This is a genomic window from Planococcus lenghuensis (genome assembly GCF_001999905.1).
GTDB lineage: Bacteria > Bacillota > Bacilli > Bacillales_A > Planococcaceae > Indiicoccus > Indiicoccus lenghuensis.
The window spans coordinates 603,941-617,579 of record NZ_CP019640.1 but is presented as its reverse complement, the minus strand read 5'-3'; the positions used below and the strand labels follow the sequence as shown (position 1 = coordinate 617,579).

Annotated in this window: 14 protein-coding genes and 1 pseudogene; 7 read left to right on the top strand and 8 right to left on the bottom strand. The window is 42.8% G+C overall.

What is annotated here, in order from left to right; genetic code table 11:
- Positions 1-11 precede the first annotated feature (11 nt).
- From B0X71_RS03350 to B0X71_RS03325, 6 genes are all read right to left on the bottom strand, one after another.
- Positions 12-578, bottom strand: coding sequence for a DUF1788 domain-containing protein (locus B0X71_RS03350; protein WP_077588116.1), 567 nt, complete (start codon positions 576-578; stop codon positions 12-14).
- 12 nt (positions 579-590) lie between these two features.
- Positions 591-1,187, bottom strand: coding sequence for a DUF1819 family protein (locus B0X71_RS03345; RefSeq protein ID WP_077588115.1), 597 nt, complete (start codon positions 1,185-1,187; stop codon positions 591-593).
- A gap of 30 nt (positions 1,188-1,217) precedes the next feature.
- Positions 1,218-1,463 (bottom strand): TIGR04540 family protein, encoded by a 246-nt coding sequence (locus B0X71_RS03340; RefSeq protein ID WP_232336771.1) that lies wholly within the window; start codon positions 1,461-1,463, stop codon positions 1,218-1,220.
- A 1,239-nt stretch (positions 1,464-2,702) separates the two neighbouring features.
- Positions 2,703-4,136, bottom strand: coding sequence for an RNA-directed DNA polymerase (locus B0X71_RS03335; protein WP_077588113.1), 1,434 nt, complete (start codon positions 4,134-4,136; stop codon positions 2,703-2,705).
- Positions 4,137-4,150: 14 nt separating this feature from the next.
- The gene (locus tag B0X71_RS03330) at positions 4,151-4,828 is read right to left on the bottom strand and encodes an SLATT domain-containing protein (RefSeq protein ID WP_077588112.1); all 678 of its coding nucleotides are present in this window, start codon (positions 4,826-4,828) and stop codon (positions 4,151-4,153) included.
- A 782-nt stretch (positions 4,829-5,610) separates the two neighbouring features.
- Positions 5,611-6,042 carry a DUF4181 domain-containing protein gene (locus B0X71_RS03325; protein ID WP_077588111.1) on the bottom strand — a complete coding sequence of 144 codons (432 nt, stop codon included), beginning with the start codon at positions 6,040-6,042 and terminating at the stop codon, positions 5,611-5,613.
- A 318-nt stretch (positions 6,043-6,360) separates the two neighbouring features.
- Between B0X71_RS03325 and B0X71_RS03320 the strand changes: the two genes are divergently transcribed.
- The 3 genes from B0X71_RS03320 to B0X71_RS03310 all read left to right on the top strand — a co-directional run bounded on the left by B0X71_RS03320 (position 6,361) and on the right by B0X71_RS03310 (position 8,651).
- A complete protein-coding gene (locus B0X71_RS03320) occupies positions 6,361-6,900 on the top strand; it encodes a hypothetical protein (protein WP_077588110.1) in 540 nt (179 codons plus the stop codon).
- A gap of 690 nt (positions 6,901-7,590) precedes the next feature.
- Entirely contained in the window at positions 7,591-8,034 is a 444-nt protein-coding gene (locus B0X71_RS03315; protein WP_077588109.1) for a helix-turn-helix domain-containing protein, read from the top strand.
- A gap of 5 nt (positions 8,035-8,039) precedes the next feature.
- Positions 8,040-8,651, top strand: a complete 612-nt coding sequence (locus B0X71_RS03310; RefSeq protein WP_077588108.1) for a PIN domain-containing protein — start codon at positions 8,040-8,042, stop codon at positions 8,649-8,651.
- Positions 8,652-8,847: 196 nt separating this feature from the next.
- Here B0X71_RS03310 and B0X71_RS03305 read toward each other — a convergent pair whose 3' ends face one another.
- Positions 8,848-9,750, bottom strand: a complete 903-nt coding sequence (locus B0X71_RS03305; RefSeq protein ID WP_077588107.1) for a glycerophosphodiester phosphodiesterase — start codon at positions 9,748-9,750, stop codon at positions 8,848-8,850.
- A gap of 385 nt (positions 9,751-10,135) precedes the next feature.
- Between B0X71_RS03305 and B0X71_RS03300 the strand changes: the two are divergent.
- The 4 genes and pseudogenes from B0X71_RS03300 to B0X71_RS03280 all read left to right on the top strand — a co-directional run bounded on the left by B0X71_RS03300 (position 10,136) and on the right by B0X71_RS03280 (position 12,992).
- A pseudogene (locus B0X71_RS03300) lies at positions 10,136-10,941 on the top strand (DUF817 domain-containing protein).
- 60 nt (positions 10,942-11,001) lie between these two features.
- Positions 11,002-11,418, top strand: a complete 417-nt coding sequence (locus B0X71_RS03295) for an NUDIX hydrolase (protein WP_077588106.1) — start codon at positions 11,002-11,004, stop codon at positions 11,416-11,418.
- 18 nt (positions 11,419-11,436) lie between these two features.
- Complete coding sequence (locus tag B0X71_RS03290) at positions 11,437-12,213, top strand: class I SAM-dependent methyltransferase (protein ID WP_077588105.1); 777 nt, start codon at positions 11,437-11,439, stop codon at positions 12,211-12,213.
- 284 nt (positions 12,214-12,497) lie between these two features.
- Positions 12,498-12,992, top strand: coding sequence for a helix-turn-helix domain-containing protein (locus B0X71_RS03280; RefSeq protein WP_232336770.1), 495 nt, complete (start codon positions 12,498-12,500; stop codon positions 12,990-12,992).
- Between the two features lie 200 nt (positions 12,993-13,192).
- On the opposite strand, the gene B0X71_RS03275 is transcribed toward B0X71_RS03280, so the two are convergent.
- Positions 13,193-13,444 carry an AbrB/MazE/SpoVT family DNA-binding domain-containing protein gene (locus tag B0X71_RS03275; RefSeq protein WP_077588103.1) on the bottom strand — a complete coding sequence of 84 codons (252 nt, stop codon included), beginning with the start codon at positions 13,442-13,444 and terminating at the stop codon, positions 13,193-13,195.
- Positions 13,445-13,639 lie beyond the last annotated feature (195 nt).

Genomic DNA, 13,639 nt, shown 5'->3' with positions numbered 1-13,639 from the left:
CTCTTTAACGTTTAATCAACTAACCGGAATGCTCTGTAATAATTATCGTCTTTAAATTTGCCGAACAACTGTAATGACTGACCGTCATACTTTCCAGGAAAGAACATGATGACCGGTGTCTTGTCGACCACTTCCTGCAAGTTATTCAGGATACTGTGAGAGCGGACGAATGGATAAACCTTTCCAACACCGGTTAAGAATATGACGTCGTGGTCATTGAGCTGTTCTCTTATTTTTGATAAAAAGATTTCCGGTTTAGCGAATGTTGTCATCGCTTTGAATAACGCATCTTTTCCTTGCCGCTGTTCCATATCAAAAACCCGGTCAAAGATATTCTTTTCTTTCAGAATTTCAATTAGCATCTTATATAAATCGAACTCCGCAATTTTCCTTCCAGAGTACTCGCCGCTGAACTCTTTTTTGATGTATTCAATGTGATCTCGAACAGCAAGTTCATCTTTCGGATCATAGTCGAATACATAAAAACTGATTTCATTGCCAAGCCCGCGCCCTGCGAGGAACTTGTCCTCCCGGATTTTCGGGATGATCTTATCAAGCCGTGCATTCAATGTAGCCATCGGCCGCCTCCTTTATTCCCCCATTGCCTGTAAGTACCGGGCATCGCCGATCCGCCGCAAATGGTCTTTTATTTGGTCATCAATTATTAATCGGTTCAATTCCCCGGTTTTTTTGCTTTCCAATAAGCCGGCACCAAGCAAGATGTTCATGTATACCAGCTTCAATTTTTGGATAGTCGCTTCCTTCCAATTAGCGATGGACTCATGTTGCTCAGCTTTCGTTGTAAAGTACGTATTCACATCTTTTTTTTCTATCGTGTAGTCATTATTTTGAAATTTCTCTTCTATTACTTCAATCATGAACTCATGGAAGAGGCGATCAGTTTTCATAATGGCATATAGATTGATTACTTTAGCAGTTTCTAATGATTCATTAGCGAGAAGCTTCAGCAATTCCTCATCCAAAGCATTCACTCGCCGCAGAATAGATGGAAATCCACGCTGCAAACTCGATATCTTTTCATGCTGAAACAAGTTTTCATCGATGGCTTTCTTGCGGATTTCCGCATCGCTTAACCCTTGCTCTTTTAAAGCAGCCACTTGTTTGAATTCATACAGCATGAAAGAGGCACCCGTCAGGACAGATGAGTAATTCATTTCTTGTGTCATGCGCTCCATTCCTCCATACTGATTCTTTGTTCACTTCATTTCTAAGACTCGTTCCACAACTGCCAGGCGCCGCTTCCCACAATGTTGCTGAATAACTGTTGTGAATTGGTGATTTTTCACTAGCTTGTGCTTATTATTCTCATGAATAGTTACAATGTTTTCTATCAGCTTTCTTTCCGGGATTTCCTCTTCGAAATAGCTATCAATGAGCTGGTTCAGCGCAATGGCAAGATCCCGTTGCGTTCGGTAAAAGAGTTTAACTTCCAAGGCCCTCACCCCTTCAGAGTTCTTATCTATTTCTTATTCTATTCTTATTTTTTTTGTTAAACAATGGAATCTTTAAATTTTCTAATTGTCACTTTTAGAGATAATCAAAGTATTTGGAGTTATATTTAACTAGAGGAAACGAAGTGTTGAGATGAATAAGTTTCCTATTTTCAAAACTTGAATAGTATTAAATCAAATGGTTAATTTCATTTATTACTGTTATTAACCAAAAGTATAAGGCTGGATAGACTGGTTGATTTTAAATCAATCCGGGTATATATTAAAAATGAGAAATTAGAATATGCCGCCGGTGCTGGTAACACCGACGGCATAGCAACGAACAGGTCCCTTCAAGGGGGAACGGCTACAATTACGAGGATAACCCGCCGAGCTGTCAACTCAAGGGGCGGGTTATTTTTTCTGGTCTGATGAAGCTATGACCAGCACCAAGCCTGCAAACGCCACTGCAAACATTAATGCTTCGTAAACTGTCATCTTTACCACCCCCTTTCGTTCGGGGATGGCCGACCGCCCTTGAGCTCCCTATTCGGTTGCATGATTTAATTTTATCATTTTACTTTGACTATAGACAGGGACTTACTGATTCCATTTCCCTCTTCACGCAGGCTACACTATATACAGTATACATCACTCCTCATTGCAGTAGTTTAGAACTTCAGCCATTGCAGAAGACGGCATTAGCACTTTTCCTTCCTTGCTTATTTTAAATCGAATAAAACCATAAAGAATGCCGCTCCCCATTGGTGGAGAGCGGCATTTTTATGATGGTCTACTTTACTCAGCCTTAGCTTGCCCCTGCCTTTTCACATTCCTTCAGCACGTCCCACAAGAGATCCGGCAAGTTCACGAACTTGCCGGTCACGCGCCCTAGTTGATCACTTTCCGCATATCTTCTTTCGTATTCACCGTGTACGGGTGCATCATGAGATCTGCGTCCACGACTTGGCGCACGTACTTCTCGTCGATCCCTTTGTGTTTGCGCCGATTCCGATCGTATAGTCGTCATTTTGCTCCACTCTTCTCCCAAAATCGTATTAATTTCTTCATGGTATATGAACAATTGCACGATGAGATAGAGTTCATGCAGTTTCTGGAGATTTTCGGGGCTGAATGACTGGATGAGTATATGGCTTTCTTTAGGGTCCTTGCCGATAGTTTACACTTTTCGAGGATCCGAATCAGTTCTTTTTCTATGTCCGGGTAAATGCTCGGCTCTTTTATCTTAATCTAGTCCGAAATATACATTTTCATAAATTTTACGTAATCATTATTGATGGCTGAAATTTTATCTAAAAGATCGCTGTGTTTCTTTTTGTTCTGGAAAAGATAAGCGGCGGCAACTAAAGTATCACGAAAGGTGAAATTATCTCTTCTTAGTAAATAATTTAAAAGTTTACGGATTGGGCTACCGTCAACTTTACTTCTGTTTTCTAAGTACCTGCAAATCATTACATACAAGACCGTGAATTGAGATGGATTATACAGAACGTATTTCCATTTCTTTATTATCTCAATTAAGTCTTTATCGTTCATCATTTCCCACTTTCGAGAATAAATAATATTATTGATGATTTTATATGTATCTTCACCACCTATTGAAACATATTCATCAGTTAAGGATTTATAAGCGCTAAGATTGACTCCTTCATCTTTTTCTAACTTGTTTAACTCTAGTAATAGGTATTTAAAATTTCCATTACTTATTATTTCTTTAGCTTGTTCTTCTATTTTCTTTTCGCTCAAAAATGAATTATTCTCCTCATAATCAAGCAACGTTTGAAAGTCAATTTCATACTCCTCTGCACTCAATAATTTTGTCTTAGAAGAATTTAAAACTAATTCATCTTCCCAGAGCCAATGATTAATTATCTGCAAAAGTGTATTATTTCTTTTTTCTACTACTGTCTTATCTTCTGGAATTATAAACATATCATCAACAAAGCGAATTAGGATTAATTCTTCTTCATCCAACAAACTCTTCATTTTGTTATCAAAGTCTTGTAAATAAAATTGTGATAATATTGAAGAAGCTATCGAATAATGAAATTGAGGTAATGAAGAAAAACCGCAAAATGAATAGAAAAGTACTAAATCATCAATAGCTGGATTTCTGCCAATATGCTTTTCAAGTTTTTCTTTCAAGTTTACAACCTTAATTGAAGAAAAAAAGTCTTTTAAATCAATCTTCAGTGCGGGGTGTCCAAAATACTTTTCTCTTTCTTTTTGGAAATGTTTGTAACTACTATTAAAATTTGAATTCTCACTTACTTTTTCTTTATCCAAAGAAAACTCTAATCTTCCTGAGTAAAAAGATTTCAGTCTTTTAGATGAGAAATTCAACGTCTCCATTCCATTTAAGTAACTTCGAGCGATTTCAAAAACTATTTTAGTGTAATACAAATAATAAAGGGGCGAGATTAAGTGCATATTACGGGGTGTAAAGTAATCGTTTTTATATACAAAATCTCGAGAAATATGCAGGGTATTATCTTCACAAAACTCTTCTACTCCTTTTTCAAGTTCATTCAATAAAACATTATTTTCGTTTTTCTTAATCAAATTTAATATTGAAATCGTCTGCGGGTTATATAACTTCGATTTTGATAAAGACTCTCCATATCTCAACGTTAGCATTGGTATATCTAAACTATCATTCAACATAATACTCCTCCTAATTAGGAAATAACCCACAACACTCCAACTAGAATTACCAAAAGCCCGAAAGTAAAAAAGACATTTAAATAAAGAATTGTATTATCGACGGTCAAATCTAAGGGTTTCCACTTTCTAAATAACTTACAATCCTTGTTTGCTTTCTGCGAATCTATGTTTGATCTATAAAATTCGTTAACTTTATTATCAATAGGACTATGGTTTTCATTATTTTTTAATATGGACTGATATTTAAACATTATAGTCTTATAATCCTTAATAGCCTCGGAATATTCAATTGAGTTTTCCGGGTCTTTTTTCTTAAGAAAAACCACTTTAAATTTCAAAATTAAATCTTCAATATCTAACTGATGATAATGCATTCTTAGAGCTCTCTCTCTATAATTCAAACTATTAATATAATACTGAAGCAATATTACATAGATTGAAAAGATACCTGAGAAGAGGGAAAAAATTTCTCCTGGCAAAATTTCATCTATGTTTGTCTCACTAAGAGCCAGCAGTATAAATATCACTGCTTCTATGTTTAGAAAGAAAAACACTACTTTCCATTTATCGTCATAACTCGTTAACCTTTTACTCATCTCTAGTCTGTTGTCTCGAGTTTTATTAAGAGTATTTATTTTTTTCTCAATTTCATCGTTTATATCTCTATCTTGGTATTTTTTAATTTCTTTCATAGTAAATTATTCTCCCCAAAATATATAAGTTCTCAATTATGAGCTTTTTCAATAATTCGTAATATGTCATCCTTATGATTGACATGACGACTGTCATTACTTAAATGACGATTTGATGTCTATTTCATTCTTCAACTTCCTATTATTAAAAAATCTTTTTTGCTTAACGCCCAATCTTTTGTGCGTCATCAAGCAGAAAATCTCTAACGATTAACGAAAACAGGTAAAATTTAAACGCTTTAATGGAAAATTCCAAGGCATCACAATTTTCTTTCCTTTTAGTTTACCGTAATTATCCCATTAATTGTTTGATCATTTAAAAAATGAAGCTAAATGCTAGATATGGTTTTAATTTTTTGACTGTTTCAATGCGGTTTAACTACTACATTTAATTAATAGATGTCTATGTGCAAAAAATTTTCTGTAATACAAAATTCCAAAACCTGTCCCCTTCCACAGAGAACAGTTATGCGACTCGAAAAAGTAGATGGGGAGTTAAAGTGAATTACGGCGAATAGCCTTCACTAACATTTTCTCTTTTACAATCAAAGTAAGTTTTAAAACTACGACTCATAGCAAAGAAAACCCGCGATTTCGTTGTGGATTCTATTTCACTTACCCGTACTTTTTTAGCCTATTTCACGATACAACAGAAAAGTTGGGGAATATGCCGGTTCCACCCTAGTCGATCGCTTCCACGTATCCTCTTCATTTTTACCGCATACCGATCAATCCCTCCTCGGTTCAAATAGTCTATTTCCTTATTTCTATTGATCCTGATTTCACGCACGCCAGATCCCCAGGAAAAGAATAGCTACTAGAAAAGCAACGACACTAAAAAAGAATCCGATTTGCACGATGGTGGCAATGGCTACTGTGCGTCCTCTTCCATGCTTCCACTCCATGACTGCGGCCAACACGGTTTGTATCAGGTACAGTGGCAAGAGCAGCAAAAAAATCCATGGGATATAGATATTCTGTGCCAAGGTGAATAAAAAGATAAGAACAAAAATAGACAGATAGACAGAGCGGGTGGTCAAGTCCCATTTTCGGTGGGTGTTGTTCACGTGTTGATTACTATTGAAATACAGCTTTTTGATCCCGAACCGTTTGTATACGACCTTGCTGAACAGCCACATTAGCAAGCCGGTTCCGACGAATAGCAAGAGGATATCAAGATACCAAAGGTGTTCCGGTAACAGATCGTAAGACATGGACTTCCCCCTTTCTTTTTAGGTTACCATATATCTCCATAATTCTCTAAGTTGCCTGATAAGTGTGTTGATGGGCCGTGTTCCTTCATTCAATCGAACCTATTTTGAGCCTTTCTGTCTCTTCCTTAATTTCCCTCTTTTTGATTTACAATGAAGCGGATTTCCTGTAGGCTAATTGAAAACTTGCTTTCTCAGCGAAGTCATAATCGGGTGCATTTCAATACAGACAACGCGCCAGTCACTGAATACGAACGGCCCGTTTCCTGGTGCTGTGCCTTTAATTCGCATTAAATCCATCATTGAAGGGATGTTGAAACCATGGCAACCACACTTTCGATTTCCGAACTGCTCCAGCTTCAGTCCACACTGCGCAGAGAAGCGAATAAAGCGGAAGCGCAAATTGCAGAAGGCGCTTATACAGAAACGAACGGTGATATCGAAACGGAATCGGTTTCCGTTGAGGAATTGGAAGCGGCGATCGGCAAGCTCGATGAACTGAACGCCTTGTCGATTCAAGTGGCGGATAAACTCCATGACGCGAACCGTGGGACGGTTGTGACGCATACGAAGGCGAATGGCAGTGAAGTGAACTTGAACCTCGCCAGTGCACTGGATTATGTGAAACAGGTCCGCCGGAAAGCGGCGCTGTTCGAATTGCTTGGCAATCAGAAGAAAACCAGTGTCCAGAACGTATACGGCGGCAGTGAACGCATCATTACAGAACGTTCTTATGATATCGAGCATTACGCCAAGGAAAGCGAAGCGCTCATGAAAGAAGCAAACCGTCTGAGCCGCGAAATCGAACGGCAGTCGGTGCTGGTCATGGTAGAAGTGAACGGCGTGGACGCATACCTGTAAGGGTGTGTTTCCAAAAGCCGGGAGACGCTGATCTTCTTCTCCCCTTTTGGAAGCATTCCCTTCGGGGGATGTGCGGATGTACGGTCTTCCGGCGTCCGGCGAATGTGCGACGTGAAAAATGAATCCGTCTTCTCACAGAAGACAATTACGCTAATCATACGCCCAGGATTCCACCCGCTGACCCATTGACCGAGGACGAGGGACATCCAGGAGCCGTATGACCACCCGCCACTTACTGGTTTTTGTACGAATTCGTACAAAACTGAAAATGATTCGCACCTCTCCACATTCGCATACATACCGAAAAGAACCATCGCTGACTGGGTGGTTCTTTTTCATGCCCCATTATTCAGTATGCTGAATTTATTCACTTGGTTTTCTGCCGTTCTGTATCCATGTGCATATTTTCAAACAATTAAAAGCCGTCCCTGTGTTCCGTCCGATTATGACTATTTCTTTTTCTCAATAAAGAAGTAGAGATCGCCCTGGAAATCGATTGATTTCATTAAGAACAGCTAGTTTTTCATGCAATTGGCGTAAATAAGCTAAATAGCGGCTGACACAGCAGAGACGCAATTTCCAATAGCGATATTTAATGACGGCAATGCGGCGACAGGTTTCAAAAGTTTCGTTGTTTTCTTTTATTTCGCTTTGTGGTCAAGTATAATAGAGAAAAACGAGGTGATTGACATGCTCGAATTGCTTAATTCAGTAAAGTCACTGCCTTCTGACGAACGGATTAAAAGCAAGCGTGCGCGGGAATATGTAAAGCTGATGCGGCTGTATGAAGAGTTGGAACGGGAAAAAGCGAGACTTGACCGCGAACTGGAAGAAGACGAGAAACAAGAAGCGTTTGAAGCGCTTAGCAGTGAATTCAATATTCCACCTCACGTGACGGTGAGAGATGCCGCAGAAATTATGGGTATCAGTCCTCAAATGGTTCGGCGCTATTGCGCTGAAGGAAAGCTTTCTGCTCAGCAGACGCTCGAAGGCAGCGGCAAGTGGCGCATTGCGACGGCTCAGCTGATGGAGCAACCCAATTGGGAACGGTTCATTGACAAAAGGGCAAAACTGAAGAAGCAATCAACAGCGCTTGCTGATGAAGTGCTGGCTCAGTTGGACTCTGGAGTTTAAGCCCCGTGGCGGATGATTTCAAGTCATACACGGTTGATACGAATGTTATAAGATACTATGCCAGCAAAACAGGTGAACCCGATTTAAGGCTTGCTGCTAAAGTCTTTTGGAGAAAAATAAAGACTGAAATTGCTGAAGGATCTACAATTATATTTGTTCCTGCTGAAGTTAAAAGAGAGCTGGAGATCCAGTCCTACACACTAAGCGGGAATGAGAACATGCGCGTGCAAAAATTATTAGATGTATGTCAGGAGACTTCTCCTCCTGTGTCTGATGAATTGGAACATTCCATCCGTAAAATGACCGCTTATTTACGGGCTAATTTCAAAGATATTCTTACTGACGGGAAAATGGCGTATGGCGGTGTTTCCGATTCACGGATTCTTTATAGCTCATATGCTGCTGATAGCATTTTAGTTACTGCTAATGTAAGAGATTTTCTGCTGTATCCGTTGCTGTTCCCATATGAAGAACAACGGCTATATAACCTGATAATTAATGATTTCATTCAATTTTCAGAGGAAACACATAGAGCTATCTGGTCAGATACGAAATTCAAAACGCTATTCCGGGAATTTGTTGAAGCAGAACAAGATGCCGAGTTTGCCGATGAGTAGAATCTCTGAAAGATGAAATTCGTTATGGTTTAAGATGATGTGGCACACTACTATGCCATGAACAGCCTGCAAATGTCATTGCTAAAGATGACCCATCACTTTTCCTTCCTCATTTATTCCGATTTGAACAGCATGAAAAAATGCCGCCTCCATTAAATGGAGAGCGGCATTTTGTGATTATCTGTTTCACTCGGTCTTAGCTCGCCTCTTCATATTCCTTCAGCACGTCCCGCAGGAGATCCGGGAAGTTCGTGAACATACCGGTCACGCCCCAGTTGATCACTTTCCGCATGTCTTCTTTCGTGTTCACGGTATACGGATGCATCATGAGACCGGCGTCCACGACTTGGCGCACGTACTTTTCGTCGATTCCGTTGTGGTTCGCGCCGATGCCGATTGCGTATTTATCAATTTCTCTTAACTCCTCTTCCGTGATCGTGCCGATGTCTCCGTAATAGGTGAACAGCTGCACAAGCGGCACGATGGAGTTGAGTTCGTGCAGCTTCTGGAGACTTTCCGGACTGAATGACTGGACGAGTACATGGCTTTCTTTCGGGTCCTTGCCGATCAGCTTGTATTTTTCGAGAATCCGGATCAGTTCTTTTTCCATGCCCGGGTAAATGCCCGGCTCTTTGATCTCGATGTAATACCGTTCGTCCGTCCCGAATTCCTCGATGACTTCTTCAAGTGTCGGGATGGTGAGACCGACGTAATGCGGCTGCGCTTTTTCCGGATACAGATCGTTGAACCACGAACCGGCATCGAGTTTTTTCAGTTCTTTGAGCGTGAAATCCTTTACGAGACCGGTGCCGTTCGTCGTCCGGTCCACCCGCTCGTCATGCATGGCGACGAGCACGCCGTCTTTTGTCATCTGCAGATCCACTTCGATGAAGTCCCCGAGCATCGTACCGCCCATCCGGTAGCCTTCCAATGTGTGCTCCGGCGCGTGACCGCTAGCGCCGCGGTGGGCGACGTTCCAGATCGGCGTCGGTTCTGTCGGAATCACTTTCTCATCTTCCTGAATCGCTTTTTGCTTCGCCCGCGATTCCTCATCGACCATGACCGCAACCAGTGTTCCTTCTGAATCTTTTTTTTGCATCCTGAATCTCTCCCTTTCCACTATCTGTTCGTTGCTATTTCGACGGGGCTAGCCCGCTCCTCAATATCGTTCTATATGTCAATATCTATGATGATGTTATTCCTCTTTTTGAAGAGCCATTCCTTGGCACTCCCCCTTTTTTTCGAATTTCATTCGGATAAAAAGACCTCTTTCTCTTTTTTCCCTTAACGATTGGAATGAAACAAAAAACTGCGGCCGTCATGGAGGGTCAGGTTCCTGCAGGAGAATCAGTTAACAAGCCCCTGAAATAACAGCGGGCAACAACTTTTATCGATAATCAATAAAAAAAGAACGAAAAACAGCAACACTTTCTCTTCTCCGTCGTCCTCTTTTATAACAACGAACCAAAAAGGAGACGGTTTCCATGAAGAACTTTCTGACGTTCGGCTACCTGCAGGCGCTGTGCTGTATTTTTCCGGTGGTGATTTTCGCGGCGCTGGCGGTGTCAAAACTATTCGGATTCCGGGACTGCCGCGCTACGACTTCATCCTGCTCGTCTGTCTCGTGGCGCAAGTGCTGATGGTGGCGTCCGGAGTCGAGTCGCGGGATGAGCTGAAAGTGATTTGCGTCTTCCATGTGATCGGCCTCGCGCTCGAACTGTACAAAGTGCATATGGGCTCGTGGGCATATCCGGAAGAAGCCTTCAGCAAGCTGTTCGGCGTGCCGCTCTACAGCGGATTCATGTACGCGAGTGTTGCAAGCTATATTTGCCAGTCGTGGCGGCGGATGGAGCTGAAGATTTACCGCTGGCCGAAGCCGCTGTTCGCATTCAGCGTCAGTGCCCTCATTTATTTCAATTTCTTCACACACCATTTCACGTATGATTTTCGCTGGGTGCTGACCGGGCTGCTCGTCATCATTTTCTTCCGGACGTCCGTCACGTTCCGGGTGAATGCGAGCGTCTATACGATGCCGATGATCGTGTCGTTCGTGCTCATCGGGTTCTTCATCTGGATCGCCGAGAACATCACGACGTACCTCGGCGCCTGGCAATACCCGAGTCAGACCGACGCGTGGTCGCTCGTGCACATCGGTAAAATCAGTTCCTGGTTTTTGCTTGTCATCATCAGCGTCATCATCGTTGCTCAACTGAAGCGGGTGAAAAGCGGTGAAGATGTGCCGGAACTTGCTTTGAAAAAACGGACGGCACAGAAACCGGTCAGCCGGTGACACCATCGCCCCCTTTTTCAGATTCCGGTATACTAAGAACAGTGAAAGGGGCTGACGTATATGTTGAAATGGACCGGAGCGGCAGAGCTATGCCTGGATGGTGACGGACGGGTGCTGATGATCCTCCAAGGCGCGCCGGAAGACGACAAGAAATGGAGCGTCCCGACGGCTGTGACGGAAGACGATGATGCACTCGAACAAGCGGTCAAACAGGAAGTTAAGGAAGTGACGGGCTGCGAAGCGCAAGTCACGGAACTGGTGGAGACGAAAGAACTCGCCTATCCGCAGGCGGGCATTCAATTGACGGTGTATTATTTCAAAACCGAACTTACCGATGGAATGCCAAAAGCACCGGAAGGAGATGAATTGATTGCCGAAGTGGCCTGGAAGACGGCCGAGGAAATCGAATCGCTGGAGCTGATGTATCCGGACGAACGGGACGTGCTCATCCGCTATGCCAGCACGCATTTCAATTGAGGAATTGGAGGAGTAGCCGTGCGAAACGATCCGTTATTTACCGCTTTTATAAACGATGCCGCACAGCCCTTCTCCGGCTGGGACTTCTCGTTCATCATTGGTACCGGCCGGCTGCAGAACGGACTGCTTCCGTGGTCGTACGGGAGTCTTATTTTGCCTTACATACGCAACGCCCACTCCATGCTCGATATGGGGACGGGCGGCGGGGAATTCCTGTCCAAGCTGCAGCTGTTTCCGCATGTGGTGTGCGCGACGGAAGGCTACGTGCCGAACGTGCCGGTGGCGAAAGCCCGGCTGGAGCCGCTCGGCGTGCGGATCGAACAGGAACACGATAAAGAAGCACAGCCGTTTGAAGATGGTGCGTTCGACTTGATCATCAACCGGCATAAATCCTATTCCGCGAAAGAAGTCCGGCGGATGCTGAAAGATGGCGGCACATTCATCACCCAGCAAGTCGGCGGGCTGGATTGCGCGGAGATTAACGAAGCACTCGGCGTGCCGATGAATCCGCGAACCGTCTACTCGGCGCTTGAAACGAGACAAAAAGAACTCGAATCGGAAGGCCTCCAAGTCACACTTAGCCGGGAAGCCTCCCCTCCCCAGCGCTTTTACGACATCGGTGCCCTCATCTATTACTTGAAGGCAATTCCGTGGCAAGTGCCGGATTTTGACGTGGAAAGGCATATGGATGAGCTGTATGTAATTCATAAGGGGATTCAGGAAAACGGCTATTTCGAGGCGACGCAGCGGCGGTTTTTATTGGTTGCTAAAAGAAGGAATGATTTAAAGAAGTGATAAGCCGCTAGTCAAAGCATAAAGGGTTCATAAGTTGAAATACCCTATTAAATAGGGTAAAATGGAATGAGATTAGAAAATTCTAGAGGAGTATTCAATGAAAAGGACGTTCATGTACGTGGAGAATTTCGATCATAAATGGAAGCAACTTGGCCTCAACTCCGTTGAACAACGGGAATTGGAGTTTCAGTTGTTGTCAGATCCTGAACAAGGAGCTGTCATATCTGGTACTGGCGGCCTTCGGAAGATGCGCTTTTCACCTGAACGGGAACAAAGAGGAAAAAGTGGAGCTTACCGGATTATCTATTGGATATTCCGCTTTCTTCACACACCATCCTGCTTCTCATTTATCCGAAGAACCAGCAAGCGACATTAAAACCGGATCAGAAAAAGGTGCTGAAGCCATTCACAGAGCAATTAAAACGCCTTTATACCTCAGAGAGGATGGATGCCGAATGAACGAAGATCAGTTCTTCAATGAATTGAAAACAAGTCTGGGACAAGCTATCGAACATGCAAAGGGGAATCAGTCAAAAGTAAGAACGAAAACTATTGCAATAAAAGAATTGGCTGTATTCTCTGCCGAAGAAATTAGAGAGTTACGCCTGGAATTGAAGCTAACTCAAAAGTCATTTGCGGCACTCATCGGCGTATCCGTGAAAACGATTGAATCTTGGGAACGTGGAACGAATGAACCGAGCGGCGCTGCCCGCCGGCTGCTGGAAATACTACGAAACGAACCGGATTTAGCCCAAAAACAAGAAATTGTATCTGTATAATACTTGAACCCGCCAAGCGCAATTGCTTTGGCGGGTTTTGTTTATCTTGTAAGCATGTGTCTTCACCCAATACCAGCTGTATCAGCTGTTCAACCGTTGAGTTATACAATTGTCCGGTCTGAAATCTCTTTTATCCTGACGGGTGAATACGGTCTATTAGCAAGTAACTGACTGCCAGAATCTCTGATCCGTCACACATTTTATCTGTCCGCTAATCCACGAATGGTCTTATCGTAGTCAGCGATGGTTTCATTCAAAATATCGAAGAAATCCTTAGAGACATCTTTAGGCAGGACAGTTTTCCGGTTTTTCACAAGACGGATAGTACCATCCTTCGCTTCCAGCCGGACATCATCCCCTTGCTTGAATCCGACTTGCGCAAGCAATTCTTCCGGAATGGTGACGCCGAGTGAATTGCCGGTCTTTGTACTTTTGCGTTTGGCGTTTTCCATGGTTTCCGCCTCCATATAATTGTCATAACAGTTATACAATGTATTGAACGAAGCGCGATGAAAAGTAAGAACCCGCTCCGTTCTATATACAGCAAGGATACCCAATGGTTATGGAAACAATGAAAGCCAGGTAACTTGAAGCTGGCGCGTGGGTCTTCTTCTGTTCTTCACAGGAGTTTTCGTTGCATTGGCTTT

Excerpts from the sequence above, each read along its gene's own strand:
- B0X71_RS03350 (WP_077588116.1), bottom strand. The coding sequence starts at position 578 with ATGGCTACATTGAATGCACGGCTTGATAAGATCATCCCGAAAATCCGG.
- B0X71_RS03345 (WP_077588115.1), bottom strand. The coding sequence starts at position 1,187 with ATGACACAAGAAATGAATTACTCATCTGTCCTGACGGGTGCCTCTTTC.
- B0X71_RS03335 (WP_077588113.1), bottom strand. The coding sequence starts at position 4,136 with ATGTTGAATGATAGTTTAGATATACCAATGCTAACGTTGAGATATGGA.
- B0X71_RS03330 (WP_077588112.1), bottom strand. The coding sequence starts at position 4,828 with ATGAAAGAAATTAAAAAATACCAAGATAGAGATATAAACGATGAAATT.
- B0X71_RS03325 (WP_077588111.1), bottom strand. The coding sequence starts at position 6,042 with ATGTCTTACGATCTGTTACCGGAACACCTTTGGTATCTTGATATCCTC.
- B0X71_RS03320 (WP_077588110.1), top strand. The coding sequence starts at position 6,361 with ATGGCAACCACACTTTCGATTTCCGAACTGCTCCAGCTTCAGTCCACA.
- B0X71_RS03315 (WP_077588109.1), top strand. The coding sequence starts at position 7,591 with ATGCTCGAATTGCTTAATTCAGTAAAGTCACTGCCTTCTGACGAACGG.
- B0X71_RS03305 (WP_077588107.1), bottom strand. The coding sequence starts at position 9,750 with ATGCAAAAAAAAGATTCAGAAGGAACACTGGTTGCGGTCATGGTCGAT.
- B0X71_RS03295 (WP_077588106.1), top strand. The coding sequence starts at position 11,002 with ATGTTGAAATGGACCGGAGCGGCAGAGCTATGCCTGGATGGTGACGGA.
- B0X71_RS03275 (WP_077588103.1), bottom strand. The coding sequence starts at position 13,444 with ATGGAAAACGCCAAACGCAAAAGTACAAAGACCGGCAATTCACTCGGC.